We start from the raw sequence: 25,225 nt of genomic DNA, 5'->3' as shown, positions 1-25,225 counted from the left end.
AAATGGAATGCAAATCATGATATATATTCATTTTACTCATGACGAGCAAGTCTGTATACTTTTGGACATAGGAAGGGGTAGAACGGCTATGAAGAAATTATGGATTACGACGGCTCAAATCATACTGTTAATCGTTATTGCTCAGATTGCGGATGTACTCGTTCAATGGCTGCATCTGCCGATACCGGGTAGTATCGTTGGCATTATATTGTTATTTCTGCTCCTTCAATTGAAGGTGATCCGATTAGAATGGGTCGAACGGGGGTCGAAATTTCTAGTTGCCGAAATGCTCTTATTCTTCATTCCGGCAACCGTGGGCATTATCAACTACAAGAGCCTGATCGTCAACAGCGGTCTATCGATATCGATTACGATCATTGTGAGCACCTTGGCCGTTATGCTGTGCGCAGGGCTGATTGGTCAATGGATCACAGGACGTAAGGAGAGGGCGGCTTCATAATGGGAAATGCGTTGTTCTGGCTGGGCGGCACGATTGCCATCTACCTGGCTGCCAAGAAAATATATCGCGCTCATCCAAAGGTTTACCTAACGCCGCTAATTGTTGCGCCTGTCGTGGTCATTGCTGTTATTCTTATCAGCGGGGTATCGTTCGATACGTATGACGAAGGAGCGGGATGGCTGACCAAGATGGTCGAGCCAGCTACGATTGCCTTGGCCATCACGCTATATAAGCACATCGACATATTGAAGAAGAATGCGTATGCCATTCTCGCGAGTGTCAGCTGCGGCGCAATAGCTGCGATTGTCACCTCTGTCGGGCTCGCCCGTTTGCTTGGGTTAAATGAAGAAATCATGGACAGTCTCGCACCGCGCTCGGCAACCACACCCATTGCAATGACTATCTCGCAATTTAATGGGGGCGTGCCTACAATCACGGCTATTGCAACGCTCGTTACAGGCTTATTGGGCTTAATAATGGGACCTCTGATTGTCAAATGGTTCAAAATACGCAGCTCGATCGCCCGCGGCGTGCTGTTCGGGACCAGTGCTCATTCGGCCGGGATCAGCAAAGCGCTGGAGTACGACACCGTGACGGGATCAGTCGCCGGAATAGCGATGATGTTCACCGCATTCGTTACGCTATGCGCAGCACCGTGGTTGATTATTTGGCTTCAATAGGAAGCCCTAGGGATGAGATCGACAAGCGAACACCGCCATTAGGCGGTATTTTTTATATGGTTTGGTGAGTCAGAAATCTATGGATGGCATAGGATCTCATAAAACAGGATCGACTTTTCACGCCCTTGCATGATATGATCGGGAATGTCTAAATACCCATATTTCGACAATTGATTTGGATTCATATAGGTCATAAGATACTTCTACTACATATAAAAGGGGATCCGAATCTGGTGAGGAAATATATGTTCACGCTGCTGCTGTGTACCCTGTTAGCAGGTTGTGCTTCTGTTGATCCGGCAGATCAGCTGTACCAAGATAGCATGCAAAAGGGGATGGAGGCATTATCCAATCAACATTATGAAATGGCGGTTCAATATTTCGGGGAGGCAAAGAAAGCAAAGCCAACCGCGGAAGCCGACGATTACTTGAATAAGGCGATTAAGCAATATGAAGACGTGGGAGACATTAAATCCAATCTGGACAACGCGCGGATGGCGATGGATCAGCAGGATTACGGGACAGCGGTCAACTTGCTTCGAACCAATTCGGACAAGAAGAATAGAGTTGGACAAGCAGCAGAATGGGTTGAACAATCCGCATCCATCCTTGCGGATGCCGAGGTCTTGTGGCGGGACAGCCTGATCGGAGAGTGGGGACAGGTCCCTACCAGCTATGAGGCCTATCATTATGTCAAGATTCAAGATTTGAGTGCGAATCGAATGAGGGTGGAGTTGATTTCGACCCAAAGTCCTCCGGCCAGCCGGTATGCTTCCATTGCTGTTGAGGCTGAATATTCGAGCGGAATGATCAGCTTTGTGTATGACGACGATGGATGGGGGAACAAGGGCAGCGGCACGATTAGGATGATTAAAAAGGATGAACTGGAAGTATCGATCGGTGAAAGCTACTCCAATCCGGAGGCCAATTGGTCCTTGAAGAGCAGCGCCTCCTGGCCTAGAATCACCGATGAGATGAAGCAGCTGGCTGCATCCAAGGACGCAGAGAAGGAACAAGAAATTGCGAGAGAACAGAAGCGTATTGCGGATGCAAAACGAACGATTACTCGTGACTCGTTAACGTTTCAGATAACCGATATTTTATACTCCAAACCGTTAAACTCGAGTCAGATCTATTATACGGTTACGAACGATCCTAACGTTGATTACATGGCATACGCGGCATGGGCTATCTATTTTATGGATCAGAACGGCGATCCGATGACACGATCCGTAGGCGGTGGCGGCACGAACGCGCTGATGCCAGGTGAGAAATCGAAAGGAAATTTTTTCGTAGAGGGAGATGTTCGAAAGTATTCATCTATCACCATAGCGCCAGTATCGGAAGGAACGTACCCGATCGTAGATCCGCTGCAATTCGAGAGATAAGACTAGTTTCAGGGATTCAAACTTTTATACAAATAAGCCGATTCCAATTGGGATCGGCTTACTTGTCGACCTAAACCTGCATGCAAAATTGAATGATTGTGGAGCATTAGGTAACCTTGAAGTAAACCTAGCTTCCAAAAATTGTAATGGCTGACAGTCGAGCAATCGATACTTGCGAAAGCGCTTCAATCCGCCTGATACCGGAGGGCGCTTTTCGGGAATTGGCATCTGGGCACCTCGGTAGATAACCGGCTGAACGCCCACGGCTTCGATGAGTTTTTTGGTTTCCTGGCAGGCTGTGTGGACTATTATTCGCATATTTTTTACTGGAGCCAAGGGAACAGTGTGAACCTCGTTCACGTTCTGTGGCATAATGAAAGGGGAAGTATGGCATAACGGAAGCTATCGACGGAACTGATCACGGCTGCTGATCCCTTCCACTTATCCGATCTGTCCGACGATCCCGGCGAACGGACCAATCTGGCGGGGGAATATCCGGAAGTAGCGGAGAGGCTGAAGCGCGACATCGAACATTGGTTGGCCGAAGTACATTTGACATAGATGGTATCCGGTAATTCAGCACTCATGCAGCGTCATCTTTCGGCTGACCTACACATGAATGCGAAAGGAAACGTGAACGTCGATGAATGAGCATATTTGGAACCATCGGAAGCCGCTTTCGAATCTCCCGAAAGCGCTTGCTTCCGGTACCTTGAGAGTTGGCTTTATTGGAGGCTCGATCACGGACGCCAGGCCGCGCAATAATTGGCCGGAGCCGGTGGCCGCCTGGATCAAGGAGAACTATCCGCAAGTACGGGTTTACGTCGAGAACGCCGCTATCGGAGCAACAGGCAGTGAATTGGCCGTCTTCCGGGCCGAGCGCGATCTGATCGAGCGGGAATGTGACTTGGTTTTCGTCGATTATTCGGTGAACGACAGCGACGATCCGGTCGAGAAGCGGATGCGCACCCGGGAAGGACTGCTGCGGAAATTGCTGCGGGACGGCAGCAGGGATGTTGTACTCGTCCACACATTCCGCCAGGAGTTCTATCGCGATCTAATCGATGGAGGAGCTCCCGCGTCGATAGCGGATTTCGAGAAGCTGGCCGAGCATTACGGCATCGGTTCCGTCAACATGGGGCTGCATGCCCTGGAGGAAGTGAAGCGGGGGCGGATGCGCTGGGAGGAATGGCTTCCCGATGGTCTCCATCCGACGGAACGCGGCAGTCTAAGCTACGCGCAGAGCGTCATCGCGTTCCTTCAGTCAGAATTGTCGGAGGAGCGCAAGGCCGTGGATTCGGAAGCGGGTAACCCGCTGCCAGAACCGCTGAATGCGATGCACTGGGGCGATGCGTTCCGCTTGGATTTGTCCAGCATCGAGACAGAAGGTCCCTGGTTAATCCGGCGCTGGCCGCATCTGGAATGGATGGATCAGGTGCTGGAGACGGCGGCGATCGGGGCGAGGTTGTCCTTCACCTTCGAGGGGCGAGGACTTACGCTCGGATTCGACTTTGGCCGGTCTGCCTCGGAATTCCGTTATCGGATAGACGGGGGCGAGTGGCAGGTCTCTAAGCGCGAGCGTCCGGACTGGTGCGGTAACGACGGCTGGTACCGGATGTTCCCGGCAGCCGACGATTTATCGAACGGTCAGCATCGATTCGAGATGGAAGTCATCCACGGGGACGGGCCGAATTGCACGGGCAGCAACTGCCGTCTGGCACTGGTTGGCGTCGTACGATAGCACGGTAACGTGTTGGCATGCCAAATTGCCGTAAAGTCGGGTTGATCAAGAACTCGTCCATTTAACCGGCACGGAGCAGATCAAGGGCTTGCCTGTATAGAGACGTAGAGCGAACGCCTGGGAACAGCAGTTGCATGATGCGTCTAAATGGCACTTCCGGTACTCGCATCTATGGCGAGTACCGGAATAATCCGGCGGACTCATTTATCAATCATGTAATCTTAAGCTCGAATAAAGAAGTCGGATACTTCCCAAGAACCACGGTTTCGTTCACTTTATTAAATCCTTGCCTCGTGTAAAACTCACAAAGACGGGTTCTATCAGAAGCGCAATCAAGCTTAAGAAACTTTTTGCCAAGATGCTTGGCATGTGATTCTGCCCAGCGGATCATCCCTTGCGACACTCCCGTTCCCCCATATTTTCTGCGAACACATAGCTTATGCAAATACAACGACTGATGGACGGGATCATCAGGCCATACCCAGGGATCCTCTTCCTGAAGGATCATGACCGCTGCTGTCTCATTGTTCAAGAATCCCATGTACATCTCATCAATGGGGTTGCTCGCCAACAATTGTTGGGCGGAGACTTGGTCTGCACTCCACATCGGCATGCCGCGTTCGGATAACCAACCTGCGCCTTCCTTCAGAATGGAGGAGAAGAATTCCATTTCCCCGGTTCGAATGTTTCTAATGATTAGACCTATCGACACACGGTTCCTCCTTGCTTCGCGATACGTCAAACCACATCTTTCGTGAATGTTACGCGATGGTATCCAGGCATGAAATAATCCGGTTCATGTTTTACATCTTCGAATCCAATCCTGTGATAGAAGGTAAGCGTATCTTCATTCCCTATATGACCCAAAGTATATAGAATAACTTTACTCCCGCCCAATTCTCTTACTTTGCTGCATAGGGTACCAATCATCGAAACACCGATTCCCCGGCGCCGGCAATCTTTCTTCACGACGATTCCGATAAGCTCGTATAGGCCTAATTCATCCCTATACATGTAGCCTCCATGACCAAGGATTATTTCGGTATGAGCGACATAATAGCCGCATTTGGTGCCTTCAGCGGATTCCAAGCATTCACGCCAGCGTGCCGGATATTGTTCGATGATGAAGTATGGGAACTGTAGAGTATGTTCCGCCATGATCGATTTCACGAAAGGGGGATCACTGATAACCAGCGGCCGAATGTTTACCATGGTTGTCATTCTCCGGTGTAATAATCGTATTCCATGATCCGGGCAGCTTCCAGCGCTCGTTCTACCCCTAATAATTTGCTCACCACATACAAGGACATATCGATACCGGCAGAAACGCCGGCGGATAGAATGATTTTGCCATTGTCCACATAACGAACATCCTTGACGATCGAAGACGATTCCGGTGCAACCTTCTCCAATTCGCCGATGGCGGATCGATTTGTCGTTATCCGCAGTCCATCCAATAGGTTTGCTTTCGCTAGAATCAAGGCACCTGTGCAGACGGATAAGACAAGCTCAGCTTGGGTCGAAGCCATGCGAATCCAGTTGAGAAGAGGCTCGTTATTCATCTCTCTTCTTGAGCCGAAACCGCCGGGGATGATTAACAGATCCGGTCTGGGGCAGTTATGGATCGTATAGGATGGATTGATGCTTAAATTTCCTACTGCAAGAATCGGGTCACTGTTTTCCGCTACTGTGAAGACATTGAACTCGGTTCCCCGGCTGCTTCCGCAAATGAAGGCTTCGAACGGTCCTGCGAAATCCAGAACTTCAACCTGCTCATAAATCAAAATCGCAACATTTCTAGGCGGCCGTACCTGTTCCATCAGGCTCATCTCCCTTAATAAAAATAAAAAAGCATTCAGTCGAGCGACCGAATACTTTGCCCAGGCGAACGGCTTTATGAAGGTATGTGCTCCCTCGTGGTTCTCCACGTTTTCGCCAGTAACACATCCTGTAAATTCCATATCCCATATATATCAGAATTGTTAGATAATTTCAATAAAGAGTTTGCAAAGTGGAAGAGGAGTGAGATAATGCGCGGCTTATTCCGTCATGAATAAGATCAGATCATAAAAAAGGATATAGCATCTTTTCTGTACAAGAAAAGTTCCATATCCTAATTGGGCTAATAATTAGATGATAGAACTACATGAACTGTTCTCCATCGTCATAATTAAACTGCCATTGAATGCCGAATTTATCTTCGAGGCTCCCGTAGCCCTTGCTCCAGAAGGTTTCCTGAAGCTCCATGACTACTTTGCCCCCTTCTTGAAGTTTATGGAACAATTTCTTGATATCTTCCAGATCATTATGAACGATCGCCAGACTGATGTTATTCCCTTCAATAAATGGCATCTCAGGAAAGACATCGCTGAACATGACATTGCTGCCTAGAATATTAAGCCGGGTATGCATAATTAAATGCTTGACTTCCTCTGGGAGCTGATAATCCGGGTTAGGCGGGGCTTCCCCGAATGTCGTCATATGTGTTGCTTCAGTATCAAAAACCTGTGCGTAGAACTCGACAGCATCACGACAATTTCCATTGAAATTTAGGTATACATCAACAGCCATTATCTTCACTCCTCGTCGGTTAATATGGACAACCTTACTATTTCCATATTGTATCATTAGACCAAGAATAATCAAATGTATGCTAATTGATGATATTAATCGTGATGATGCCGACTGTATACGTCGATCCGGTTTTCGTAGTGCCTCGAATAACTAAACTGTGAGTTCCTATTGGCCAGGTCGAAGGGTTAATACTGCCTGTAAAGGAATTCACGAGGTTGTTCGCCCCATTGTATGCAGGTGTAGCAGCTGTGACATCCGGACGTAAAGCGCCTGTCAGGGCTCCCCAGGATCCGTTATCCAAATTCCAATCATACCTCGTGACGCCCAACCCATGAACGGACCAGCCTTGAGCATTGATAGGCGCCGTGCTTCCATACGTGCACATGATCGTTCCCGTTACGGTCTGATTCCCGGTTGGAGGTGTGCTGAATGGAAAATCCATTGTATTCAAATACGAAGTGGAGGCTGCGGGATTGGCGATGACGACGGTTATGATGCCGACCGTATACGTCGCTCCTGTCTTCGTTGTACCTCTAATCGTGAGCGTATGATTGCCTACAGGCCACGTGGAAGCATCGATGCTGCCTGTAAAACTATTGACGATATTGTTAGCGGCCGTATAAGCAGGCGTAGCTGCGGTAACATCCGGACGCAGCGCACTCGTCAACGTGGCCCATGATCCGTTATCCAAAGTCCATTCAAATTTGGTGATGCCTGAGCCATGAACGGACCAGCCTTTGGCTGTAACATATCGGGGAGGTTGAAGTCAGATAGGATACGACATGATCCCGGCGGGTTACCGGGGAAATACCGTTATACGAGGTGTCGTTTGCATTGTAGGCGTAACGGAGATTGTAACTGACGACGCTTAGCTGAGTGTCTGCAGAGGCAACGGGCAGTTCGGATTGCGGTAATAGAAAACTTGAGAAACCAAGCAATAACGGTACGACGGATATGAGGATAATCGGGGGGAAGATGTGTCATCCTCGGTCTGCTTCCAACCGACTTCACTTCGTGAATATGGATATTTCATAGAAACCGAATAGGTCCGTCATAAGTTCACAACATGGGGGTGGTACTATTGTACAGCTGCAGAAATTATTTGGGTTCGAAAAAAATAAAAGGATGGGGATAGACACATGGTAGAGGCTAGACAGCTCAGCAGTCGTATTCGGGGATTTAGATGGATTTTTCTAATTCTGGCATGGGGATTGATCGCATGTATCGTAGTTCAAACCTACCTTGCGGGAATGGCAATCTTCGATGATCCGAGCCGCTGGAGAACACATGTCAATTTTGTTCATATATTTGAATTTATACCGCTGCTTATGATTGTATTTGCCCATCTCGGTAAACTCCCCATAGGGACAGGCTGGCTGTGTCTTGCTCAATTTGGGCTTATATACTTCCAGTATTTCACGGCCAATCTGCCTGGGGCAGGTGCGCTCCATCCGGTTATGGCCCTCGTGTTGATCGTGCTGTCTCTATATGTGGTCAAACGTGCGGGAGGGGTTGTATTCGTAAGAGAAGGAAGCCAAGGATAAATGGTGAATGCGCGGAGCTTGCTATGATTATGCAGAGGGGGGGAGCACTCCTTATCGGGTCATCATAACCCGATGAAGGAGCGTTCAAATCTTATTCGTTAAACCATAGCGGATCATCGCAATCGACTTCGCCATTGTAGTTGATGAGTATTTCCTCGCCGGCCTTAATATCGGTGTAAGCAAAGAAATCGAAGGTATGATTAGCGAAGTTAATTTCATACGTGGCATTCGGTGTATAGGAATGGTTAAACAAACTGCCATACCCTAAGAGGATGGCCGTATGGTTAGCGCCATATTCATACACGTAATCGGCAAGGATTGTTTTCTCGATGAATTCATGTTCCTCATTGGGATAAGGAATGACAGGCGCTTCGTGTATGAGCTCGCCTTTAGAAATGTCGCGTGATGCGAATACCCCTCTGTTGAATTCGCCGCTACTTAGCTTGGATATCTTTATTTCAATCATATTGGTCACCTGCGCGCTCTTTAGTCTATGGATTTTAATGGCTCATCTAATACCATTCGAAAGAATTAGTGTAACGCACTCTCAAGGAAACAGCAAGACACACGAATGGTTCCTTAGGCACCTGATGGAATAAAGCGGGATTGCGAATACACGAGTTCAAGGATGGCTACCACCAGCATGGGTTTAATTAGGGCGTAATATTCAAGGATACCGATCTCAAGCTCATCCTCTGTACTTGAGTACGGTACAAGGGATAATTAGCGCAGCATAGACTCATTTATACAGATTCGTTGGACCTAGCATATGCAGACGCTTCAGCTGTGTGGCCATATACTTGGGCGTATAGGAAATATCATGCTCGAGCCAATGCATAATGAGACCGAGATGCGCAGAAGTCGCGTAACGGATAATCATTTCGCGGGGGACCTTCAGCTGAACATCGTGAGGCTGGGCGAGGGAAGATCGATGATACAAGGCATCGCGAAGCGCTTGTTCCATACGTCCTGCAAAGCCGGGCAACCCGTTTGCTCCAAGCATGACTTTGTAAAATGCGGCATTGGACGCGATATGCTCAAGCTGGTGAATGAACGAGGGCGGCGGCATATCGGAATCCAAGCAGAAATCTTCGGCTTCGAATGCAGGCGGCAGCTGAATCGTGGTTGAAAACTCCTCCAGCATTTCGTTCACGACTTTGTCCAGGAGATCATATTTATCCTGGTAATGGAGGTAGAAGGTCGCACGGTTAATTTGTGCCCGCGCGGTAAGATCGCGAACGGAAACATGATCGAAGCCCTTCTCCTCCATTAATGAAATCAATGCATCCCTGATCAGAAGCAGCGTTCGTTTGATGCGGGGATCAATCGGTTTATTGGATGCAAACATTAGCGGCTCCTTTGTCGAACAAGTATACCGAAGACAACACGGCTCCGGGAATTGTCGCATACGCGACATCTATTGCGAAATTGACGGTTGATCAGCTTCTCCATACCCTTTATTGTAATCTACACAGAATTGCATTTGCAACACTTTGTCGAATAAAGGTCGGGGAGAAGTGATCGGAAATGCCGGGTAAATCAACAAAAACAGGATTTGTTACAACGGGGCTGTTGATGGGATTGATCTTGTCGTCATTGGATCAGACCATCGTGTCCACTGCCATGCCCACCATTGTCAAAGAGCTTGGAGGAGGCTCCCTCTACAGCTGGGTGTTTGCGGTCTATATGCTGGCCTCCACCGCGACAATGCCCATCTATGGGAAACTGGCCGATTTATATGGGCGGCGAAGCGTGTATTTATGTGGATTATCGTTGTTTCTCGCAGGCTCGTTTCTATGCGGAATTGCCGCAACGATGGTGGAGCTTATCGCATTCAGGGGGATTCAAGGTCTAGGGGCAGGCGCTCTTATGCCGATTGCCTTCACCATTGTGGCGGATGTCTTCCCGCCCGAACGAAGGGGAAGATTTATGGGACTATTCAGCACCGTATTCGCCATCTCCAGTATTCTAGGACCGATGATCGGCGGGATTCTGACGGATTATGGACAGTGGAGCTGGATCTTTCTCATCAACCTGCCAATTGGCATGGTCGCGGTGATCATGATAGCGATTGGGCTGAGAGAAAATAAGAGGAACGATGCGAAGCGCAGCATAGATTGGCTCGGAGCGGTGACCTTAACCGGTGCCAGCGTCTTCCTGCTGCTGGGTCTCGTTATGGGCGGCACAAGCTATGCATGGAGTTCTGCTCCGATAATAGGCTTGCTTGCCGCAGGGATTATTCTTGCCGGTGTGTTTATATTTGTGGAAACGGTGGCAAAGGATCCGATCCTCCCCCTTCATCTGTTTCGGCGGCGTACGATTACATGCAGTCATTTAACCGGCTTCTTTATGAGTGCGGCCATGTTCGGTGCAATCACTTATATTCCGCTCTATGTCCAGGAGGTAATTGGGGTAAGCGCATCCATCGCCGGTTACATCTTGACTCCGCTTATGCTGTCTACGGCGGTAACCTCTACGATGAGCGGACGGTTCATGAATCGATTCACCTATAGAGCGATTCTGACGGGGAGCCTGCTGCTGATGATCACGGGACTTATCCTGCTGGCTCAGATGAGCATCGATACGACGAAGACGCAGGTTATCGCATACATGGTCATTACAGGACTTGGAATGGGGGCGGTATATCCGACGCTGGGGATGGCCGCCGTGAATTCAGTGGAATGGCATCATCGTGGCGTCGCCACATCGTCGTCCCAATTCTTCCGTTCCATTGGCGGAACGATCGGGGTCAGTGTGCTCGGAAGCCTGCTAATCCATCAATTGGAGACGGGAATAACCGTGGATAAAGCACTATTAAGCCATACGCTGACTCAAATCTTTCTATTAGGCGCCGTGTTTGCCGGTATTGGTTGGATCATCAGCCTGTTCATCGGTAATGCGCGATTGGTTCAGCCCTCGAAAAGTTAAGGTGTTTGATACTGCAAACACAGCACTTTTCTTGAAAATTCGTCATTGACTCTGTACCAAGGTAGAGCCTTTATACTGTATCGGTGGAGGATAATCAATCACGTATTGGAGGGAAGGGTTTATATGAGCGCAACCATTGAAATATTTGCGGACAGCAGTCCAGAAAGTCGTAGAGTCGTCGATGAGGTCAAGGCGTTAGCTTGTTCCAAATGTGAAGTCATTGTTTATAACATGAATGAAGGAAGCAGCACGGCCGGCGGACAGGACAAAGCGGGTGCATACGGTATAACAGCTCTTCCAGCCGTAACGATTAACGGCAGAATCATTGATGTTGAAAGGTTGACAAGAGCTAAGTCAGCATTATTAGATTAGCTAGGAATCTATGGCAAGTATTCTGCCGCTGCAAAGAGCATTAACGACCCGTTAATGCTCTTTGTAATGCAGACCTGTCTATTGTCCAATTTTTGTTCCCTTATCTAGGTTTTTTGCAGTTCGGAGAAGTAGTGGACAAGAAAGCGCTGAAACTCGCGTGCAGCCAAGGAGATATAGCGTTTCTCAAGCCACGAGATCATGAAGTCGCGATGACAATCGGGTTGATCAATTTGCAGATGCGTATACAACGGCTCCTCATCGCCCTTGCATGCCGGGACAAAAGCAACACCTAGTCCGGCTTGAACAAGGCTTGATAACGCGGCAGGGTCTTCAACCTCACAGGCGATAAGACGCTTTATCCCCGCAGCCTGGCAAAGCTCCTCATTCATTTTTCGAAAGGGATGCCCTTCTTTATACTCGATAAACGGTTCATCGGCTGCTTCATGCAAGGATATACAGCCTCGATTCTCCATCGGGTGTCCTGGAGGTACCGCAAGGAAAACCTCCGAATGGAGTACAGGCATCTCACGGATCCCCGGTCTGTCCATACTAGCTGCGCCAAAGCATAAATCGACTTCCCCTTTCTCCAATAGTTGGACCATGTCTTCCATTGAAGCAGGGGCGATCTGTATAATGCGAAAGCGTATTTCCGGATACATCAAGCGAAAGGCACCGAGTGCTTTGGATAAGCGATTCAAAGTAGTCGTTGCGATCGCGATACTCCCGCGTTTCATTCCTGCGAGATCGGCCACTTCTCTCCGGCCTTCATCCAGCACCGTTAATGCGGTTTCCACTTTGCCAAGAAATGCTTTCCCGAACGTATTGAGACGGATTTTTCTGCTCTGGCGGTCAAATAACGGAACACCCAGATCTTCCTCCAGCCTGGCAATCGTCTTGCTAAGAGCAGGCTGCGCGATATGAAGCTCTTCAGCGGCCTTCGTCATATGCTCCAGTCTGGCAACCGTTCTAAAGTAATGCAATTGCAGAAGCTCCATCGTCTTCATCCTTTCATTCATATACTCAAAGATATGAATGCATATCATAATATATATTTTTCATTATTTAATACGCATTATAAAATAATCCCTGACAGGATGAAAGGGGTTATGATATGGAATCTGAAGTGCAGCAGCAAGCGGGTGACAAATTAATTCGAATTCTTGCCTTTACATTGGTTATTTCGGTAATGAACGCTACGATGTTTAATATCGTGTTGCCGAAGATCAAAGAGGAGTTCCAACTTTCCTTGGCGCAGGTAAGCTGGGTCTTTGCGGTTTATACGCTGGTATACGCGATCGGGTCGGTCGTTTACGGGAAGCTCGCTGACACCTATAAGCTCAAAAACTTAATTACGTTCGGTCTGATCCTGTTATTCCTAGGCTCGGTGGCGGGGCTGGCTGCGGAAGCGTATTGGATGGTTCTGCTCGGCAGAATCCTGCAGGCATCCGGGGCTGCAGTAATTCCCGCAATCGCGATGATCATTCCCGTTCGTTATTTCCCGGCAGAGCGGCGCGGACGCGCGCTCGGAATATCGGCTACCGGCCTGGCGCTTGGCAATGCTATCGGGCCTGTCATTTCTGCATTGATTGTGAGTGTCGTCCATTGGCGATGGTTGTTCTGTATGCCATTGTTCCTATTGATCACGGTGCCCTTCTACCGCAAATATTTACGTGACGAACAGACCCGAGCAGGGGGGATCGACTGGATTGGCGGCGGACTTCTGGCCGGTACCGTTGCACTGCTTCTTCTGGCCGTAACGCAAGGAGGATGGATCCTTGCTGCAGGCAGCCTGATTTTCTTTCTTCTATTCATCGTCCGAATTCACTCGGCGGCGGAGCCATTCGTTCAACCGCGGCTGTTCCGCAATCACAATTATTCTCTCGGACTGATAATGGCCGTATTCATCATGAGTGCCGGGTACTCGCTTCCTTTTCTAACGCCGCAATTATTAGCTGATGTCAACGGGCTGTCCCCGGGTTGGATCGGTGCCGTGATGGTTCCTGCTGCAGTCACATCGGCGATATTGGGAAGAAAGGGCGGAAGACTGGCGGATAAGAGAGGGAATTCAACTCTTTTCTACATTGCATTCGTGCTGCTGTTGATTTGCTTTGCATTATTCTCATCCTTTGCCGGCAGCTCACCGGCATTCATCGCTTTCTTTCTGATATTTGGAACCGTAGGCCAAATGTTTATGCAAATCGCGTTGTCCAATTCGATTTCCAGGACACTGCCGAAGGAACAAACCGGAGTAGGGATGGGACTTTTGACGATGTTGAACTTCCTTGCCGGGGCGGTCTCGACAGGTATCTATAGTAAAATAGTTGACCAAGGCTCCGGGTATCGCTGGAACCCCATGAACACCTCCCCGGGCTCGTTCGTATACAGCAATATTTACGCTTTACTCGTAGTCGTGCAGATCGGAATTTTAATATTTTATCATTTTCAATTTAACAGCGATCATAGCAAGAAAACACCAAGATTGAAATAACGGTTATAATTGGCACCAGGAGCTCGTTTCATGTAAGCAGTTGACCCTATACCTAGGTATAGGGTTTACAATGTGTTTAAGGAGGGAGTCTTGAATGAGAACTTTAACTGTAAGCCAAGTTGCCGCTGCATCCAATGTGCGCATGGAAACCGTGAGATATTACGAAAGACGGGGACTAATCACGAAGCCTCCACGCAGCGAGTCCGGTTACCGGATGTTTACGCAGGTCGAAGACATACAATTTATAAAGCGAGCCCAGGAAATCGGATTCACGCTTGAAGAGATTCGAGGAATTCTTAACCTGTATAAGAGTGAAGAATTCCTGCCCTCCAAAGAAATGCACCAATTGGCCCAAGCGAAAGTTCAAGAGATCGATGAAAAGATAAATCGATTGCAGCAATTCAAAGCTCTGTTGGAACAAGTGACGACATGTCCGGTATCCATGATGCCGCTTCCCAAGTCTCAATGCCCTGTTATTCAAAAATGTAAGGGAGGGTAGTCCCATGATGACATGAAGTATTCGTCTTCGGGTATAATGTCTATTGGATAAATGGCTGCGGATGCTGACAATGAAGGAGATTTAGTGATGAACAATCCATGGAATGCGCGTTTTCTAGACGAGAGCTATGTGTATGGGACCGAACCTAATGTATTTGTAGCAGAGATGCAAAAAAGACTTCGTCTGTCTGGTGATGCTTTGGCAATTGCCGAAGGGGAAGGGCGCAATGCGGTATTTCTAGCTGGAGAAGGCATGGACGTGACGGCATGGGATTTCGCTGAATCGGGATTGAACAAAGCGAAGAAACTTGCCGAAGCAAAAGGAGTAACCGTTCATACTGAGTTAGTTGATTTGAATGACGCTCAATGGACACCGGATCGGTGGGATGAAATCATCTGTATCTTCGGGCATTTCCCGAAAGAATTGTGCAGAAAAACTCTATCCGGCGTAAAAGAAGCGGTTAAGCCGGGAGGATACTTTATCACGGAAGTGTACTCGCAGTATCAACTGCCTTATCAAAGCGGGGGACCGCAGGATGTAGAGCTTCTATATGCTCCTGAAGAATTATGGCAAACCTTCGCCGATTGGCGCATCGTCCACTTCTTTATGGGGGAGGTAGAACGTCACGAAGGGAAGCTGCACAGCGGCTTGTCCCATGTGATCCAATTTGTTGGGCAAAAGCCTTGATGAGAGGGGCTGTCATTGCTGCGATAACGAAACCAGCTGGCAGAAAGTCGCTCTATCATTGTACAAGAGTGCGAAATTTGCCGGCGATTGCACATTTCGATGCTCTATTGTCGAGTCATACCATAAACCCCAATCATCTAGGTGAACGACGCTCAGAGGTCATAGAAGTGGTCTATAAGGATTTTCCAGTGACGATCAATGCCCATCTCAAGATTCCGGACCGTATGATCGATACTGCGTGCACCCAGGAGCAATTCCGCGCTTATTTGGACCGGCATGTATTTTGTTGGCCTACCTTAAGGGATTGCCGAAAAATGATGGATTCGTACACTCGCAAAGAACCGAATGAGGCGTTTGCGGTTCTGGAGTTCGATGCGTATTCCTTATTGTTGGCCCATGACTCAGCCGTGAAGCTGTCCAAGTACGACTCGGGCAGCTCACCGCGGTTTCCAAGCCGCTGTTCATATAGGAAGAGTGTGGAGATGTTTGTAACCTTAGATGACTTCAGAAGCCTTATAAACAACACGGTGCCGACAAAAACATCCGAAATTCATGAGATCCTGATCGAAGACCGGGTTATGAACGTGTCTAAGTACCTGAGAGCCGTGTATACCGACGATGACCAAGAAGTGCCTGAGCGTTGGAAGGGGCTGAGGAAGCCTGCAACAGAATTGAGTTGAACGTCTTGAAGACCTTGCCTCCTATGGAAACGGCAAGGTTTTTGCTGTTGGATCAGGCACGGCGGGTGAAGACCGCAGAGGTGAGAGAGGTACGTATGAGAATTAGCGTATAAACGATCCGCCCCGCAGCAATAATGAGAGGATGCCGGGAAGGGGAGGGTAAGTCTGCTCCCCTTTGTAACTAGTAGATCTAAGGAGCGTGCCGTTGAAATGACGATCGGATTGGATAAAGTGAAAAAGTGTGTTGCCATCGCCGCATTGTCGGGATTGCTGCTCAGCTTCGGAGAGGGGCGGAGCTTTGCGGATAATAGCCAAGGCGAGCAAGGGACAAACATTGAAGCGGAAGCGAAGTTTGATTTTTCATTCGTATGGATGTCGGACACGCAGTATTATTCGAAGACGTTCCACCGGTATTTTCGGGATAATGTCGCTTGGATTCGGGATAACCGCGTCACGCAGAAAATTCAATATGTCATTCATACCGGGGACATCGTCGATGATGGCGACCAGATCGGACAATGGAAAGAAGCAGACCGGAACATGAGAGTGCTTGATGATGCCCGTATTCCTTACGGAGTACTGGCAGGCAACCACGATGCAGGTCAACGAAGTGCTTACGGCCATTACAAGAGAGTGTTCGGGACAGACCGGTTCAAGAATCAGCAGACGTATGTCGGTTCTTATCAGAACAATAGGGGGCACTATGATCTTCTGTCCGCTGCCGGCCATGATTTCATTATCGTGTATATGAGTTGGGGCTTCGGCAATGAGGAAATCGACTGGATGAACGAGGTCTTGAAGCGGTACCCGAACCGGAAGGCGATGCTGTGCTTTCACGAATATATGCTCGTCTCCGGCGAACGGGCGCCGATCGGGGATAAGGTTTATGAACGCGTCGTGCTTCCTAACAAGAACGTATTTGCCGTGTTGTCAGGGCATCATCATGATGCGGAGATGATGATCGACCCGGTGGACGACAATGGCGACGGCAAGGCAGACCGGAAGGTCTATCAGATGATGGCCGATTATCAAGGTGCGATTGACGGCGGCCTTGGATACATGAGGCTCCTCCAATTTGATATTCGGAACGGCAAGCTTCACGTCAAGACATATTCCCCTACACATAACGTCTACAACTATTACGATCCGGTTAAATACCCAGGAAAAGACGAATTTACGCTCGATATTTTGTGAATGTCAAGTATATGAGGCGCTGTGGGGGTTGGTGTTGAACCGGATCCGGTCGGAGTGAAAAGAGGAATCAGTACCCCTGGAGCGGGCCGCATGCGGCGCCGCCTCTTTTTTTGCTGAGCTTTGAAAGGTTTTGTCGGAATATATTTAGGGTTTGACTTCCATTCCATCTTCTTATATCTTATATATAAGAAAGCGATTACATTTTTGAAAATGCGAAGAAGGCGTGATTCTTGTGGATCTACCCAAAATACAAACCTCCAATTTATTTGACCAGGTGTACGGCACCTTAAAGCAAATGATCATACGCCGTACCTTTCGTTCGAATGAGAAGATATCCATCCCTGTCCTGGCTAAAAACCTAGGAATCAGCATCACTCCGATCCGCGAAGCATTGAACCGGCTGGAAGCTGAGGGACTGGTAAAAACAGTACCCAAGGTCGGGACATTTGTGGTCGGGATCGATAAGAGCTATGTCGAGCAGGTGATTGAATTCAGGCTTATAATCGATTTCTGGGTCATGGATCAGTATCGCCAATTCTCCGGAGAGCGGTTTGAGGAAATTACCGCCAAGCTTGATCAACTCACACGATTTGCAGTTTCGGAGGTGGACCCGGCTATCACGCCCATTGAGCAATACGGCAATTTCGATATGATTTTTCACACGGAGTTTATCAATGCCGCCGGCAATATTCAAATATTGGAAACGTATCAGAATCTGATGAATTTTCGAATTTTGACCGTCTGCGACCCGACGCCGGAGAAATATAATTTGTCCATGACGCAGCACCGGGAAATCGTGGATCAACTGCTGCAGCAGGACTGGCAGGGAACGCGTGACGCGATCCGTGAGCATCTGGATTACTCCAAGCGCAATTTAATCGATTGGATCGATAGCAATGGCGGGGAGGTGTAAGCAGTACCTTCCTGTCTATACGATCTATAGCTGCAACCAAGAGTCTCCCCTACCATTCACTCCTTCTCTGCATCAGCACCCCTGAACGCCTTCAAACAAACCCTAAACCGACGATATAGACCCTGCAACCGAATCCTCATACAAGATTGCACAAAGTCATAGCTTGTTTATCCATTTATGTTATTAAGGTGGTGATTTTTATTCATTAAACCTATCGGTGTAACGGAAAACGGATATGTGCTTCAATGGGCTTCATGCATCAGAATTGAATTGCTGAATATTGCCTTCAGGTCTTGTTCATCAGGAGCGCTTTGAATAAGCGTCTATTCTATTCTTATGGAGGGTTATGCATGAAAAAAATAAGCATGATGCTTGTTATGATCGTTTTTGCCTTAACGACGGTTCTTACAGCATGCAGCGATTCTTCCAAGCCGATAGTACCCGCCAATAATGAGCCGGTAACGACAGATAACAACAGTGAAAATAAAAGTGCAAACACGCCGACAGAGCCCGTAAAGGAAGAAGAACCGGCTGTCGCGGAAAAGAAACAATACAGCGGCGAGATCGTCATCTCGCTGAACGGAAATCCCGAGGATGCCGGGGACGCCAAAGCGTTCGAAGCTCTAGCGGCGGCTTATAAGAAAGTACAGCCTAATGTGAAGCTGGTATGGGAGCCGAAAGGAAGCACCTCGGGCGACTATCCGACCGTTCTTGGCACGATGCTTGCTGTAGGCACGCCGCGCCCGGACCTGGTTGCTGGCAATTACGTGCCGACCTATGACAAGTATTTGAATTTCGATAAGTACCGCTATCAGGTTAATCCGTATACCGGCAACAAATGGGATGATGACTTGGACTTTAATTTCTTCGTGGCCAAGAATGCCAAGGGCGAACGCATCATGCTGCCGACTCAATCCGTTCATATCATGTGGTTCTACAATAAGGATATCTTCGACAAGCTGAATCTGCAGCCGCCGACCAACTGGGATGAGCTTGTCAGCGTATCGGAGAAAATCAAAGCCGCCGGCATGATCCCGATTGCTTCCAATTTTGTCTGGAAAGTGCCGCAGTGGGTGATCGAGATTTATCTGGATCAATTCACCCGTAATTGGCATGACATCGTCAGGGCGCAAGAAGGGGATTACAACTACGACGATGAATTAGACGGCACATTCAAATCGGATCCGAACGATCCGTACATTGATCTGAAATACAATTTCAATCAGGCGAGGCTGTACAAAGCAATTAAAGACGGCCAAATCCGTTTCGATACGCCGGAGATGACCAAGATGGTCACAGATATGGCAAAGGTGTTCCCGAAATACGCGCAGAAGGATTTCTTCGTCAGCACCGACGATTATCCCTTATTCCTGCAGCAGAAGGCGGCCATGATTATCGATGGCACCTGGAGCCTGCCGACCGTGAAGAAGGATATGGAGAATCTGAATGACCCGGAACGGCTGAAGGAGCTGAAAATTACGGATACCAGCTCGCTCAAGCCATTCAATTGGGGGACGTTCGAGAACCCGCCGATGACGGGCGACCTCGTTCAAGGTCCGGTCCGAAGCGTAGAGTCGGCGACAGGCGAATATGTCAGCATTATCGAGAAGAATCAGGAACAGACCGATATGGTATTGGATTTCGTGATGTTCTGGCTTTCCCAGCCCGGGTATCAGGCCTGGGTTGATGGCATGGTGGCAGCCAATGAATTCAATCCCGGCGGTCCGGTCATGGTTCGGAATGTAACGGTGCCGGCGGATATCCAGGAGATGTTCAAAGGGGTCAACATGCTCGGAAACGCGGAAATTCCGATCAACAATCCACTGTCGACAGGAGTGCCTGACCTGAATAAAGCCAACTTCAATCTGTACAAAGAGGCGCTCGAAGGCAAGATAACGCCAGAGGAATTCGGCAAGAAGCTTCAGGAATCCTGGATCAAGAACTTTGATGCCATCATCAAGAACGCAGGGCTGACCGCAGAAGACATTGAGCATCCGGAACGGGCGCCGGGGCAATAAGCGTCCAGTCAGGGGGAAATCATGCCGAGCATATCAAGGGAGAAAGGCGCCGCGCTGTTCGCCGGAACAGCGCGGCGCACGGCCATTGGAGCGGCCATACTAATTGTCCTTGCGAATTTATTGTATGTTTTCGTCTTTGCTTCTAACGGGGAGCCTTATCAAGTAAGCCGTTCTCTTGGCGGCGGGAGAGTGATGAAGGCGATCGAAGTTAACACTCAGACGACTGCCGCTATCACCAGCGACAGCCGGCTGATGCTGATTGACAGTCAAGGGGCGGTCCGCGAGCAGAAGCTTGAAGGAACGGTATCCGATCTGGCCTTATCGGCGGACAGGAGCAAAATCTATGTCGGCACAAGCGACAGGAAAGTATTTGGTTTCGATTTGTCGCTGGAGGAGCTGGCCAGCTTTAACGTGAACGGCCGGGTCATCGGCCTGGATTCCGCGGTTAATGGAGAAATTGCGATTGCATATGGAATCGGGCAGTATACGGACCGGTTCTGGGTGGGCTTGTTCGACGAGTCCGGAGAGGCCCGGTATAAGACGAAGATCGGCTTTGATGTGAATGCTGTCGCTGCAGGGACGCAGGGCGTATACTTCGGCACGGCTGATTCCAAAGTTGGCTATTTGTCTCCCGCGGGCGAGGAGCTGTGGAGAACGAATCTGATCCAGCCCATTACAAGGCTCAGCTTGAGCGGCAGCGAGGAGCTGCTTGCCGGTGACGAGAGAGGCCATGTTTCGCTCGTATCGGCGAAAGGGAAGGTGCTCTGGATCAACAAGCTGTCTGAGTATCCCATTACTTTGGTGGCAGAGGCTGATGAAACGGGGCATATTCTAGCTGGAGACAAGGACGGCAAACTATTTGTACTGGATGCAGAGGGGTATGTGCTCTACGATGCGCAAGTATCGGCAGGCGCGATAAACAGTCTGATTGGCTTCGCAAGCGAAGAGATTCTGCTTCTGACTGACCAGGGCAAGACGGTCACCGTTTCTCTGGGCAGCGCGCTGGATGCGAGGAGGATGTTCTACATCCAGACTGCGCTGATCGTTACGAATGCTCTACTCACCCTGACTGCAATAGGCGCCTTAGTCTGGTCGGTTGCAAGCTGGCGTGCAGCCGTCATCCGTTTCGGAAGAAGGCTCAAGCGTTCCAAGTCGGCTTACCTGCTCCTGCTTCCTTCGATTATTCTCATTCTGATCTTCAATATCGCTCCGACACTGATGGCGGTATTCTATTCCTTCACCAACTTTAGTTTGAAGGAACCGCTGAAGGTGAATGGGCTGGATAACTTTATCGCCCTCTGGTCCGATCGGTTCTTCTGGATCGGCATATGGAACATGTTCCTTATATTGGTCACTTCGATCATCAAAGAAGTGACGATGCCGCTGCTTGTCGCAGAGCTGATCTTCTGGCTCCGCAGCAGCCGCTTGAAGTATGTGCTCCGAACGGCTTATGTCGTTCCCAGCATCGTGCCGGGGGTTGTCGGCATTCTGCTGTGGAAGATGATGTATGAGCCCGAAACAGGGATGATCAATCAGTTTCTAAGTGCGATTGGCCTTGACAGCTGGAAGCGGGCTTGGCTTGGAGAGGAAAGCATTGCGCTATGGAGCATTATCATGGCTGGATTTCCCTTCGTGAGCATCTTCGCCTTCCTGATCTATTTCGGCGGGCTGATCGGGATCAGCAGGGACATCTATGATTCATCCTCCATCGATGGAATAGGAACGTGGGGACGCTTCTGGAAAATCGATCTGCCGATGATCCGGCCGCAGATCAGGCTGATTCTGTTCTTCACCTTCATCGGAAGCATCCAAGGGTTCGCCAATATCTTTCTATTTACCCGCGGCGGACCGGGCACATCTACCTATGTACCGGGCTTGCAGATGTATAATCAGATCTCTAACGCCAATTTCGGCTACGCATCCGCCATCGGTTTTGTGCTCGCAATCTTCGTATTGGCCGGCTCGATATTGAACCTGCGCTACTCCAAACAGGAAGGAGTCGAATGAGGATGCCGGGGAAAATCAATGCCAGAGAGATCGTCAGCTATTCCTTGCTGCTTGTCATCCTGATACTTTCATTCGTTCCGATCATCATGATGCTCTCGATGTCACTGCGTGACAGCCTGATGATCTACGGCGATTTCTGGGGAATGCCCTGGCCGCCGAAAATCAGCAACTACTCCTTTGCGCTAATCGATCTGATGGCACCCATTCTGCGGACATTGTATTTATGCGTCGTTTCAATTGTAGGTATAATGCTGTTCGCGACGCTCAGCGGCTATGCGTTCGCCCGGCTCAAGTTCGTGGGGCGGAACATGATGTTCTGGATCATCGTCATGCTGATGACTGTTCCAGGCGTACTGCTGCTCACGCCGAATTTCGTGCTAGCCGACTGGCTGCATCTGAAGAACAGTCTCGAAGGGCTTGCCGTGTTCTATATCGGCGGCGGCCAGCTGTTTGCAATTTTTCTTCTTCGCACCTTCTTCACCTCCCAGCCGGAGGAGATGTTCGAAGCGGCGAGGGTGGAAGGGGCCAGTGAATTCCGCTGCGTGTGGTCGATCGCACTGCCACTGGCGCGTCCGATCCTGATTACCATCGCGATCATGAACTTTCTGTCCATCTATAATGATCTCATCTGGCCGATGCTCATGATTAGCACGCCGAACCTGCAGACGATCTCGATGGCGCTTGCCAATTATGCGCCGGATGCAGGAAACTCGATAGGCAAAATATCCCGTCCGGATCTGGGCATCATCACATCGGGATATGTATTCGCATCCATTCCGTTGTTATTGATGTTTATGGTAGGGATGCGTTATTTTATCGAAGGCTTAACATCCGGTTCCATTAAAGCATAACGCGCATCCGAGCTGATCACCGGTAGCGCCTGATGCAAGAATACGCATCTATTAATGCTGTTGCTATTGAAGTCGTGACATTCGGAAGGAGAGAGGTACAGGTGAGTATGAACGAGCTGTATATTTCTACATTAGGTAACGATAACTGGTCAGGAAGGAAGCCGGAGCCCAATCCGGACAAAACCGACGGTCCCTTGGCAACGATCGCCGGAGCGCGGGATGCCATTCGGAAGCTGAAGCAGTCAGCGAGGCTCTCCGGGCCGGTTACGGTATGGCTTCGCGAAGGCCATTACTACCAGACCGAGCCGGTCGTGTTTACACCGGAAGACTCGGCACCCGTTACCTATGCCGCCTATCCCGGAGAACAGCCAATCGTGGATGGGGGCGTACGGATAACAGGCTGGCGGGAGGAGACAGTAGGCGGCATTGTGATGTGGGTCGCCGATGTGCCGGGCGGCACCGAGGGGAATCATTACTTCCGGCAGCTATTCGCAAGCGGGGAGCGCCGCATGCGGACACGACTGCCTAAGCAGGGCTTCTACTGGATGAAGGACGTGCCGGGAACGGAAATTCATCACGAAGGGATGACGAGCGATCTGTTTGCCGGGACGGATACGTTCGTGTGCGCAGAGGGCGACATTGACGCGTCTTGGCGCAATATGAATGACGTGGATATCGTGGCGGTGCATTACTGGATCGAAGAAAGAATGCCGGTGCAATCCTTCAATGCATCAACGGGTGAGGTGAAATCCAGCCGGAAGAGCATGTTCGTGCTCAAAGACGATGTCGCCAAGCGATACGCCAAATATTATGTGGAGAATGTATTCGAAGCTTTAACCGAACCAGGGCAGTGGTATCTCGACCGTACAGCCGGCAAGGTCTATTACATCCCGCTCCCGGGCGAAGCCATGGAGGAGACGGAGCTTGTCGCCTGCTCGGCCCATCAGCTGCTCAAGCTAGCGGGCAAGCCGGAAGAGGAGAAATACGTGGAATACGTATCGTTCAAAGGCTTGACCTTTGCGCACACCGATTGGGTTCAGCCCAAGGGCGGCGGGGAACGGTTCGAGCTGCCGGGAATTGATTTTGCCGCTGCTCCGCAAGCCGCCTTCCATATTCCCGGTGTGATTCATATGCGCGGAGCCCGTTATTGTTCCATTGAAGACTGCCGGATCGAGCGAATCGGCTGGTACGGCATCGAACTGTCCGAGGGCTGCACGTCCAACCGGATTGTCGGCAATACGATTGCCGATTTGGGAGCAGGCGGGATTAAGCTGGACGGGTCGGACGCGAGCGGCTCCGTACTGCTGCGAACGGGCAGTAACCGCATCACGGATAATCATATACATGCGGGCGGACGTATCTTTCACAGCGCCTGCGGCATTCTCTCTGTCCATTCGCCTGACAACATCATCTCGCATAACCATATCCATGATCTGTATTACACGGGAATCTCCTGCGGCTGGGTATGGGGCTATGGGGAGAATGTATCGAAGAACAACAAGATCGAGAAAAACCATATTCACGATATCGGGCATGGCCTTCTCAGCGACATGGGCGGAATCTATACGCTTGGCATCCAGCCGGGTACGGTCATTCGCGGCAATCTCATCCATGATATTGAAAAATGCAACTATGGCGGCTGGGCGATCTATCCGGATGAAGGCAGCTCTCATCTTATTATCGAGAACAATATATGCTTCAAGACAAGCAGTCAGGTGTTCCATCAGCACTACGGGCGGGAAAACATCGTGCGCAATAATATTTTCGCTTTCGGCCGTGAGGGCCAGTCCTCCCTTAGCAGAGTGGAGGCTCATCGATCCTTCACGTTCGAGAAAAACATTATCGTCTCCGATGGACAGCCGATGTTTGTCGCGGGCTATTCCGGCCATTTTGACAAGAAGGGCTTTTATAGTGATTTGAATCTGTTCTGGGACATCTCCGACCATGAGCTGGTATTCGGCAATCAACATTTCGATGAACAGGCGAATTTCTCGCTGAATGCTCCGCGATCGATGGCAGATATGCAGCAGCTCGGATATGATCTGCATTCGATTCATGCCGATCCCCTTCTGGCAGATCCGGCTGAGGGAGACTTCACGCTGAAGGAGGATTCGCCTGCATTCGCACTCGGCTTTCAGCCGATTGATCTGTCCGATGTTGGCCCGCGCTCTGCTGCAGACAGAGAGTAGCGCAATTACTAC

At 49.6% G+C, this 25,225-nt stretch carries 25 protein-coding genes and 1 riboswitch; of the genes, 17 read left to right on the top strand and 8 right to left on the bottom strand.

Going from position 1 to position 25,225, the window contains the following annotated elements; all coding sequences use genetic code 11:
* Positions 1-88 precede the first annotated feature (88 nt).
* The 4 genes from NNL21_RS16220 (at position 89) to NNL21_RS16205 (ending at position 4,269) form a co-directional block, all read left to right on the top strand.
* A complete protein-coding gene (locus NNL21_RS16220; protein WP_204818303.1) occupies positions 89-460 on the top strand; it encodes a CidA/LrgA family protein in 372 nt (123 codons plus the stop codon).
* Positions 460-1,140 (top strand): LrgB family protein, encoded by a 681-nt coding sequence (locus NNL21_RS16215; RefSeq protein ID WP_204818302.1) that lies wholly within the window; start codon positions 460-462, stop codon positions 1,138-1,140. The genes NNL21_RS16220 and NNL21_RS16215 overlap by 1 nt, the downstream gene beginning before the upstream one ends.
* Positions 1,141-1,373: 233 nt before the next feature.
* On the top strand, positions 1,374-2,528 hold the full coding sequence (locus NNL21_RS16210; protein ID WP_204818301.1) for an outer membrane protein assembly factor BamD: 1,155 nt from the start codon (positions 1,374-1,376) through the stop codon (positions 2,526-2,528).
* Positions 2,529-3,171: 643 nt separating this feature from the next.
* Positions 3,172-4,269: an SGNH/GDSL hydrolase family protein gene (locus tag NNL21_RS16205; RefSeq protein ID WP_204818300.1), complete on the top strand. Its 1,098-nt coding sequence runs from the start codon at positions 3,172-3,174 to the stop codon at positions 4,267-4,269.
* A gap of 211 nt (positions 4,270-4,480) precedes the next feature.
* On the opposite strand, the gene NNL21_RS16200 is transcribed toward NNL21_RS16205, so the two are convergent.
* From NNL21_RS16200 to NNL21_RS16180, 5 genes are all read right to left on the bottom strand, one after another.
* A complete protein-coding gene (locus NNL21_RS16200; protein ID WP_204818299.1) occupies positions 4,481-4,981 on the bottom strand; it encodes a GNAT family N-acetyltransferase in 501 nt (166 codons plus the stop codon).
* A gap of 26 nt (positions 4,982-5,007) precedes the next feature.
* Positions 5,008-5,481, bottom strand: a complete 474-nt coding sequence (locus tag NNL21_RS16195) for a GNAT family N-acetyltransferase (protein ID WP_204818298.1) — start codon at positions 5,479-5,481, stop codon at positions 5,008-5,010.
* Positions 5,482-5,486: 5 nt separating this feature from the next.
* Positions 5,487-6,089 carry a DJ-1/PfpI family protein gene (locus tag NNL21_RS16190; RefSeq protein WP_204818297.1) on the bottom strand — a complete coding sequence of 201 codons (603 nt, stop codon included), beginning with the start codon at positions 6,087-6,089 and terminating at the stop codon, positions 5,487-5,489.
* Positions 6,090-6,140: 51 nt separating this feature from the next.
* Positions 6,141-6,222, bottom strand: a riboswitch (ZMP/ZTP riboswitch).
* 189 nt (positions 6,223-6,411) lie between these two features.
* Positions 6,412-6,840 carry a VOC family protein gene (locus NNL21_RS16185; RefSeq protein WP_204818296.1) on the bottom strand — a complete coding sequence of 143 codons (429 nt, stop codon included), beginning with the start codon at positions 6,838-6,840 and terminating at the stop codon, positions 6,412-6,414.
* Between the two features lie 82 nt (positions 6,841-6,922).
* The gene (locus NNL21_RS16180) at positions 6,923-7,510 is read right to left on the bottom strand and encodes a hypothetical protein (protein ID WP_204818295.1); all 588 of its coding nucleotides are present in this window, start codon (positions 7,508-7,510) and stop codon (positions 6,923-6,925) included.
* A gap of 472 nt (positions 7,511-7,982) precedes the next feature.
* Here NNL21_RS16180 and NNL21_RS16175 point away from each other — a divergent pair, with 472 nt between their 5' ends.
* A complete protein-coding gene (locus NNL21_RS16175) occupies positions 7,983-8,387 on the top strand; it encodes a DUF6220 domain-containing protein (RefSeq protein WP_204818294.1) in 405 nt (134 codons plus the stop codon).
* Positions 8,388-8,478: 91 nt separating this feature from the next.
* On the opposite strand, the gene NNL21_RS16170 is transcribed toward NNL21_RS16175, so the two are convergent.
* Positions 8,479-8,853, bottom strand: coding sequence for an SET domain-containing protein (locus NNL21_RS16170; protein ID WP_204818293.1), 375 nt, complete (start codon positions 8,851-8,853; stop codon positions 8,479-8,481).
* A 273-nt stretch (positions 8,854-9,126) separates the two neighbouring features.
* Positions 9,127-9,735: a TetR/AcrR family transcriptional regulator gene (locus tag NNL21_RS16165; protein ID WP_204818292.1), complete on the bottom strand. Its 609-nt coding sequence runs from the start codon at positions 9,733-9,735 to the stop codon at positions 9,127-9,129.
* A gap of 179 nt (positions 9,736-9,914) precedes the next feature.
* Between NNL21_RS16165 and NNL21_RS16160 the strand changes: the two genes are divergently transcribed.
* Positions 9,915-11,315 carry an MDR family MFS transporter gene (locus NNL21_RS16160; RefSeq protein WP_204818291.1) on the top strand — a complete coding sequence of 467 codons (1,401 nt, stop codon included), beginning with the start codon at positions 9,915-9,917 and terminating at the stop codon, positions 11,313-11,315.
* A 123-nt stretch (positions 11,316-11,438) separates the two neighbouring features.
* Positions 11,439-11,687 (top strand): glutaredoxin, encoded by a 249-nt coding sequence (locus NNL21_RS16155; protein ID WP_204818290.1) that lies wholly within the window; start codon positions 11,439-11,441, stop codon positions 11,685-11,687.
* A gap of 104 nt (positions 11,688-11,791) precedes the next feature.
* Here the strand turns inward: NNL21_RS16155 and NNL21_RS16150 are convergent, their stop codons facing one another.
* Entirely contained in the window at positions 11,792-12,682 is an 891-nt protein-coding gene (locus tag NNL21_RS16150) for a LysR family transcriptional regulator (RefSeq protein WP_204818289.1), read from the bottom strand.
* 116 nt (positions 12,683-12,798) lie between these two features.
* On the opposite strand from NNL21_RS16150, the gene NNL21_RS16145 reads away from it, so the two are divergent.
* From NNL21_RS16145 to NNL21_RS16100, 10 genes are all read left to right on the top strand, one after another.
* Complete coding sequence (locus NNL21_RS16145; RefSeq protein WP_204818288.1) at positions 12,799-14,175, top strand: MFS transporter; 1,377 nt, start codon at positions 12,799-12,801, stop codon at positions 14,173-14,175.
* Positions 14,176-14,269: 94 nt separating this feature from the next.
* Positions 14,270-14,674, top strand: coding sequence for a MerR family DNA-binding protein (locus NNL21_RS16140; RefSeq protein ID WP_204818287.1), 405 nt, complete (start codon positions 14,270-14,272; stop codon positions 14,672-14,674).
* 87 nt (positions 14,675-14,761) lie between these two features.
* Positions 14,762-15,361, top strand: coding sequence for a class I SAM-dependent methyltransferase (locus NNL21_RS16135; protein ID WP_204818286.1), 600 nt, complete (start codon positions 14,762-14,764; stop codon positions 15,359-15,361).
* On the top strand, positions 15,361-16,041 hold the full coding sequence (locus NNL21_RS16130; RefSeq protein ID WP_373567569.1) for a DUF7002 family protein: 681 nt from the start codon (positions 15,361-15,363) through the stop codon (positions 16,039-16,041). Before NNL21_RS16135 ends, NNL21_RS16130 begins: the two co-directional genes overlap by 1 nt.
* A 210-nt stretch (positions 16,042-16,251) precedes the next feature.
* Complete coding sequence (locus tag NNL21_RS16125) at positions 16,252-17,235, top strand: metallophosphoesterase (RefSeq protein WP_204818284.1); 984 nt, start codon at positions 16,252-16,254, stop codon at positions 17,233-17,235.
* Between the two features lie 232 nt (positions 17,236-17,467).
* Positions 17,468-18,148: a GntR family transcriptional regulator gene (locus NNL21_RS36530; protein WP_204818283.1), complete on the top strand. Its 681-nt coding sequence runs from the start codon at positions 17,468-17,470 to the stop codon at positions 18,146-18,148.
* 350 nt (positions 18,149-18,498) lie between these two features.
* On the top strand, positions 18,499-20,166 hold the full coding sequence (locus NNL21_RS16115) for an ABC transporter substrate-binding protein (RefSeq protein ID WP_204818282.1): 1,668 nt from the start codon (positions 18,499-18,501) through the stop codon (positions 20,164-20,166).
* Positions 20,167-20,187: 21 nt separating this feature from the next.
* Positions 20,188-22,173, top strand: coding sequence for an ABC transporter permease subunit (locus tag NNL21_RS16110; RefSeq protein ID WP_204818281.1), 1,986 nt, complete (start codon positions 20,188-20,190; stop codon positions 22,171-22,173).
* Positions 22,174-22,175: 2 nt separating this feature from the next.
* Positions 22,176-23,024, top strand: a complete 849-nt coding sequence (locus NNL21_RS16105) for a carbohydrate ABC transporter permease (RefSeq protein WP_204818280.1) — start codon at positions 22,176-22,178, stop codon at positions 23,022-23,024.
* 107 nt (positions 23,025-23,131) lie between these two features.
* The gene (locus NNL21_RS16100) at positions 23,132-25,213 is read left to right on the top strand and encodes a right-handed parallel beta-helix repeat-containing protein (RefSeq protein ID WP_256555304.1); all 2,082 of its coding nucleotides are present in this window, start codon (positions 23,132-23,134) and stop codon (positions 25,211-25,213) included.
* Positions 25,214-25,225 lie beyond the last annotated feature (12 nt).

The sequence above is a fragment of the Paenibacillus mendelii genome (genome assembly GCF_024498075.1).
GTDB classification, from domain to species: Bacteria; Bacillota; Bacilli; order Paenibacillales; family Paenibacillaceae; genus Paenibacillus_Z; species Paenibacillus_Z mendelii.
This window is presented reverse-complemented; position numbering and strand designations above follow the sequence as displayed.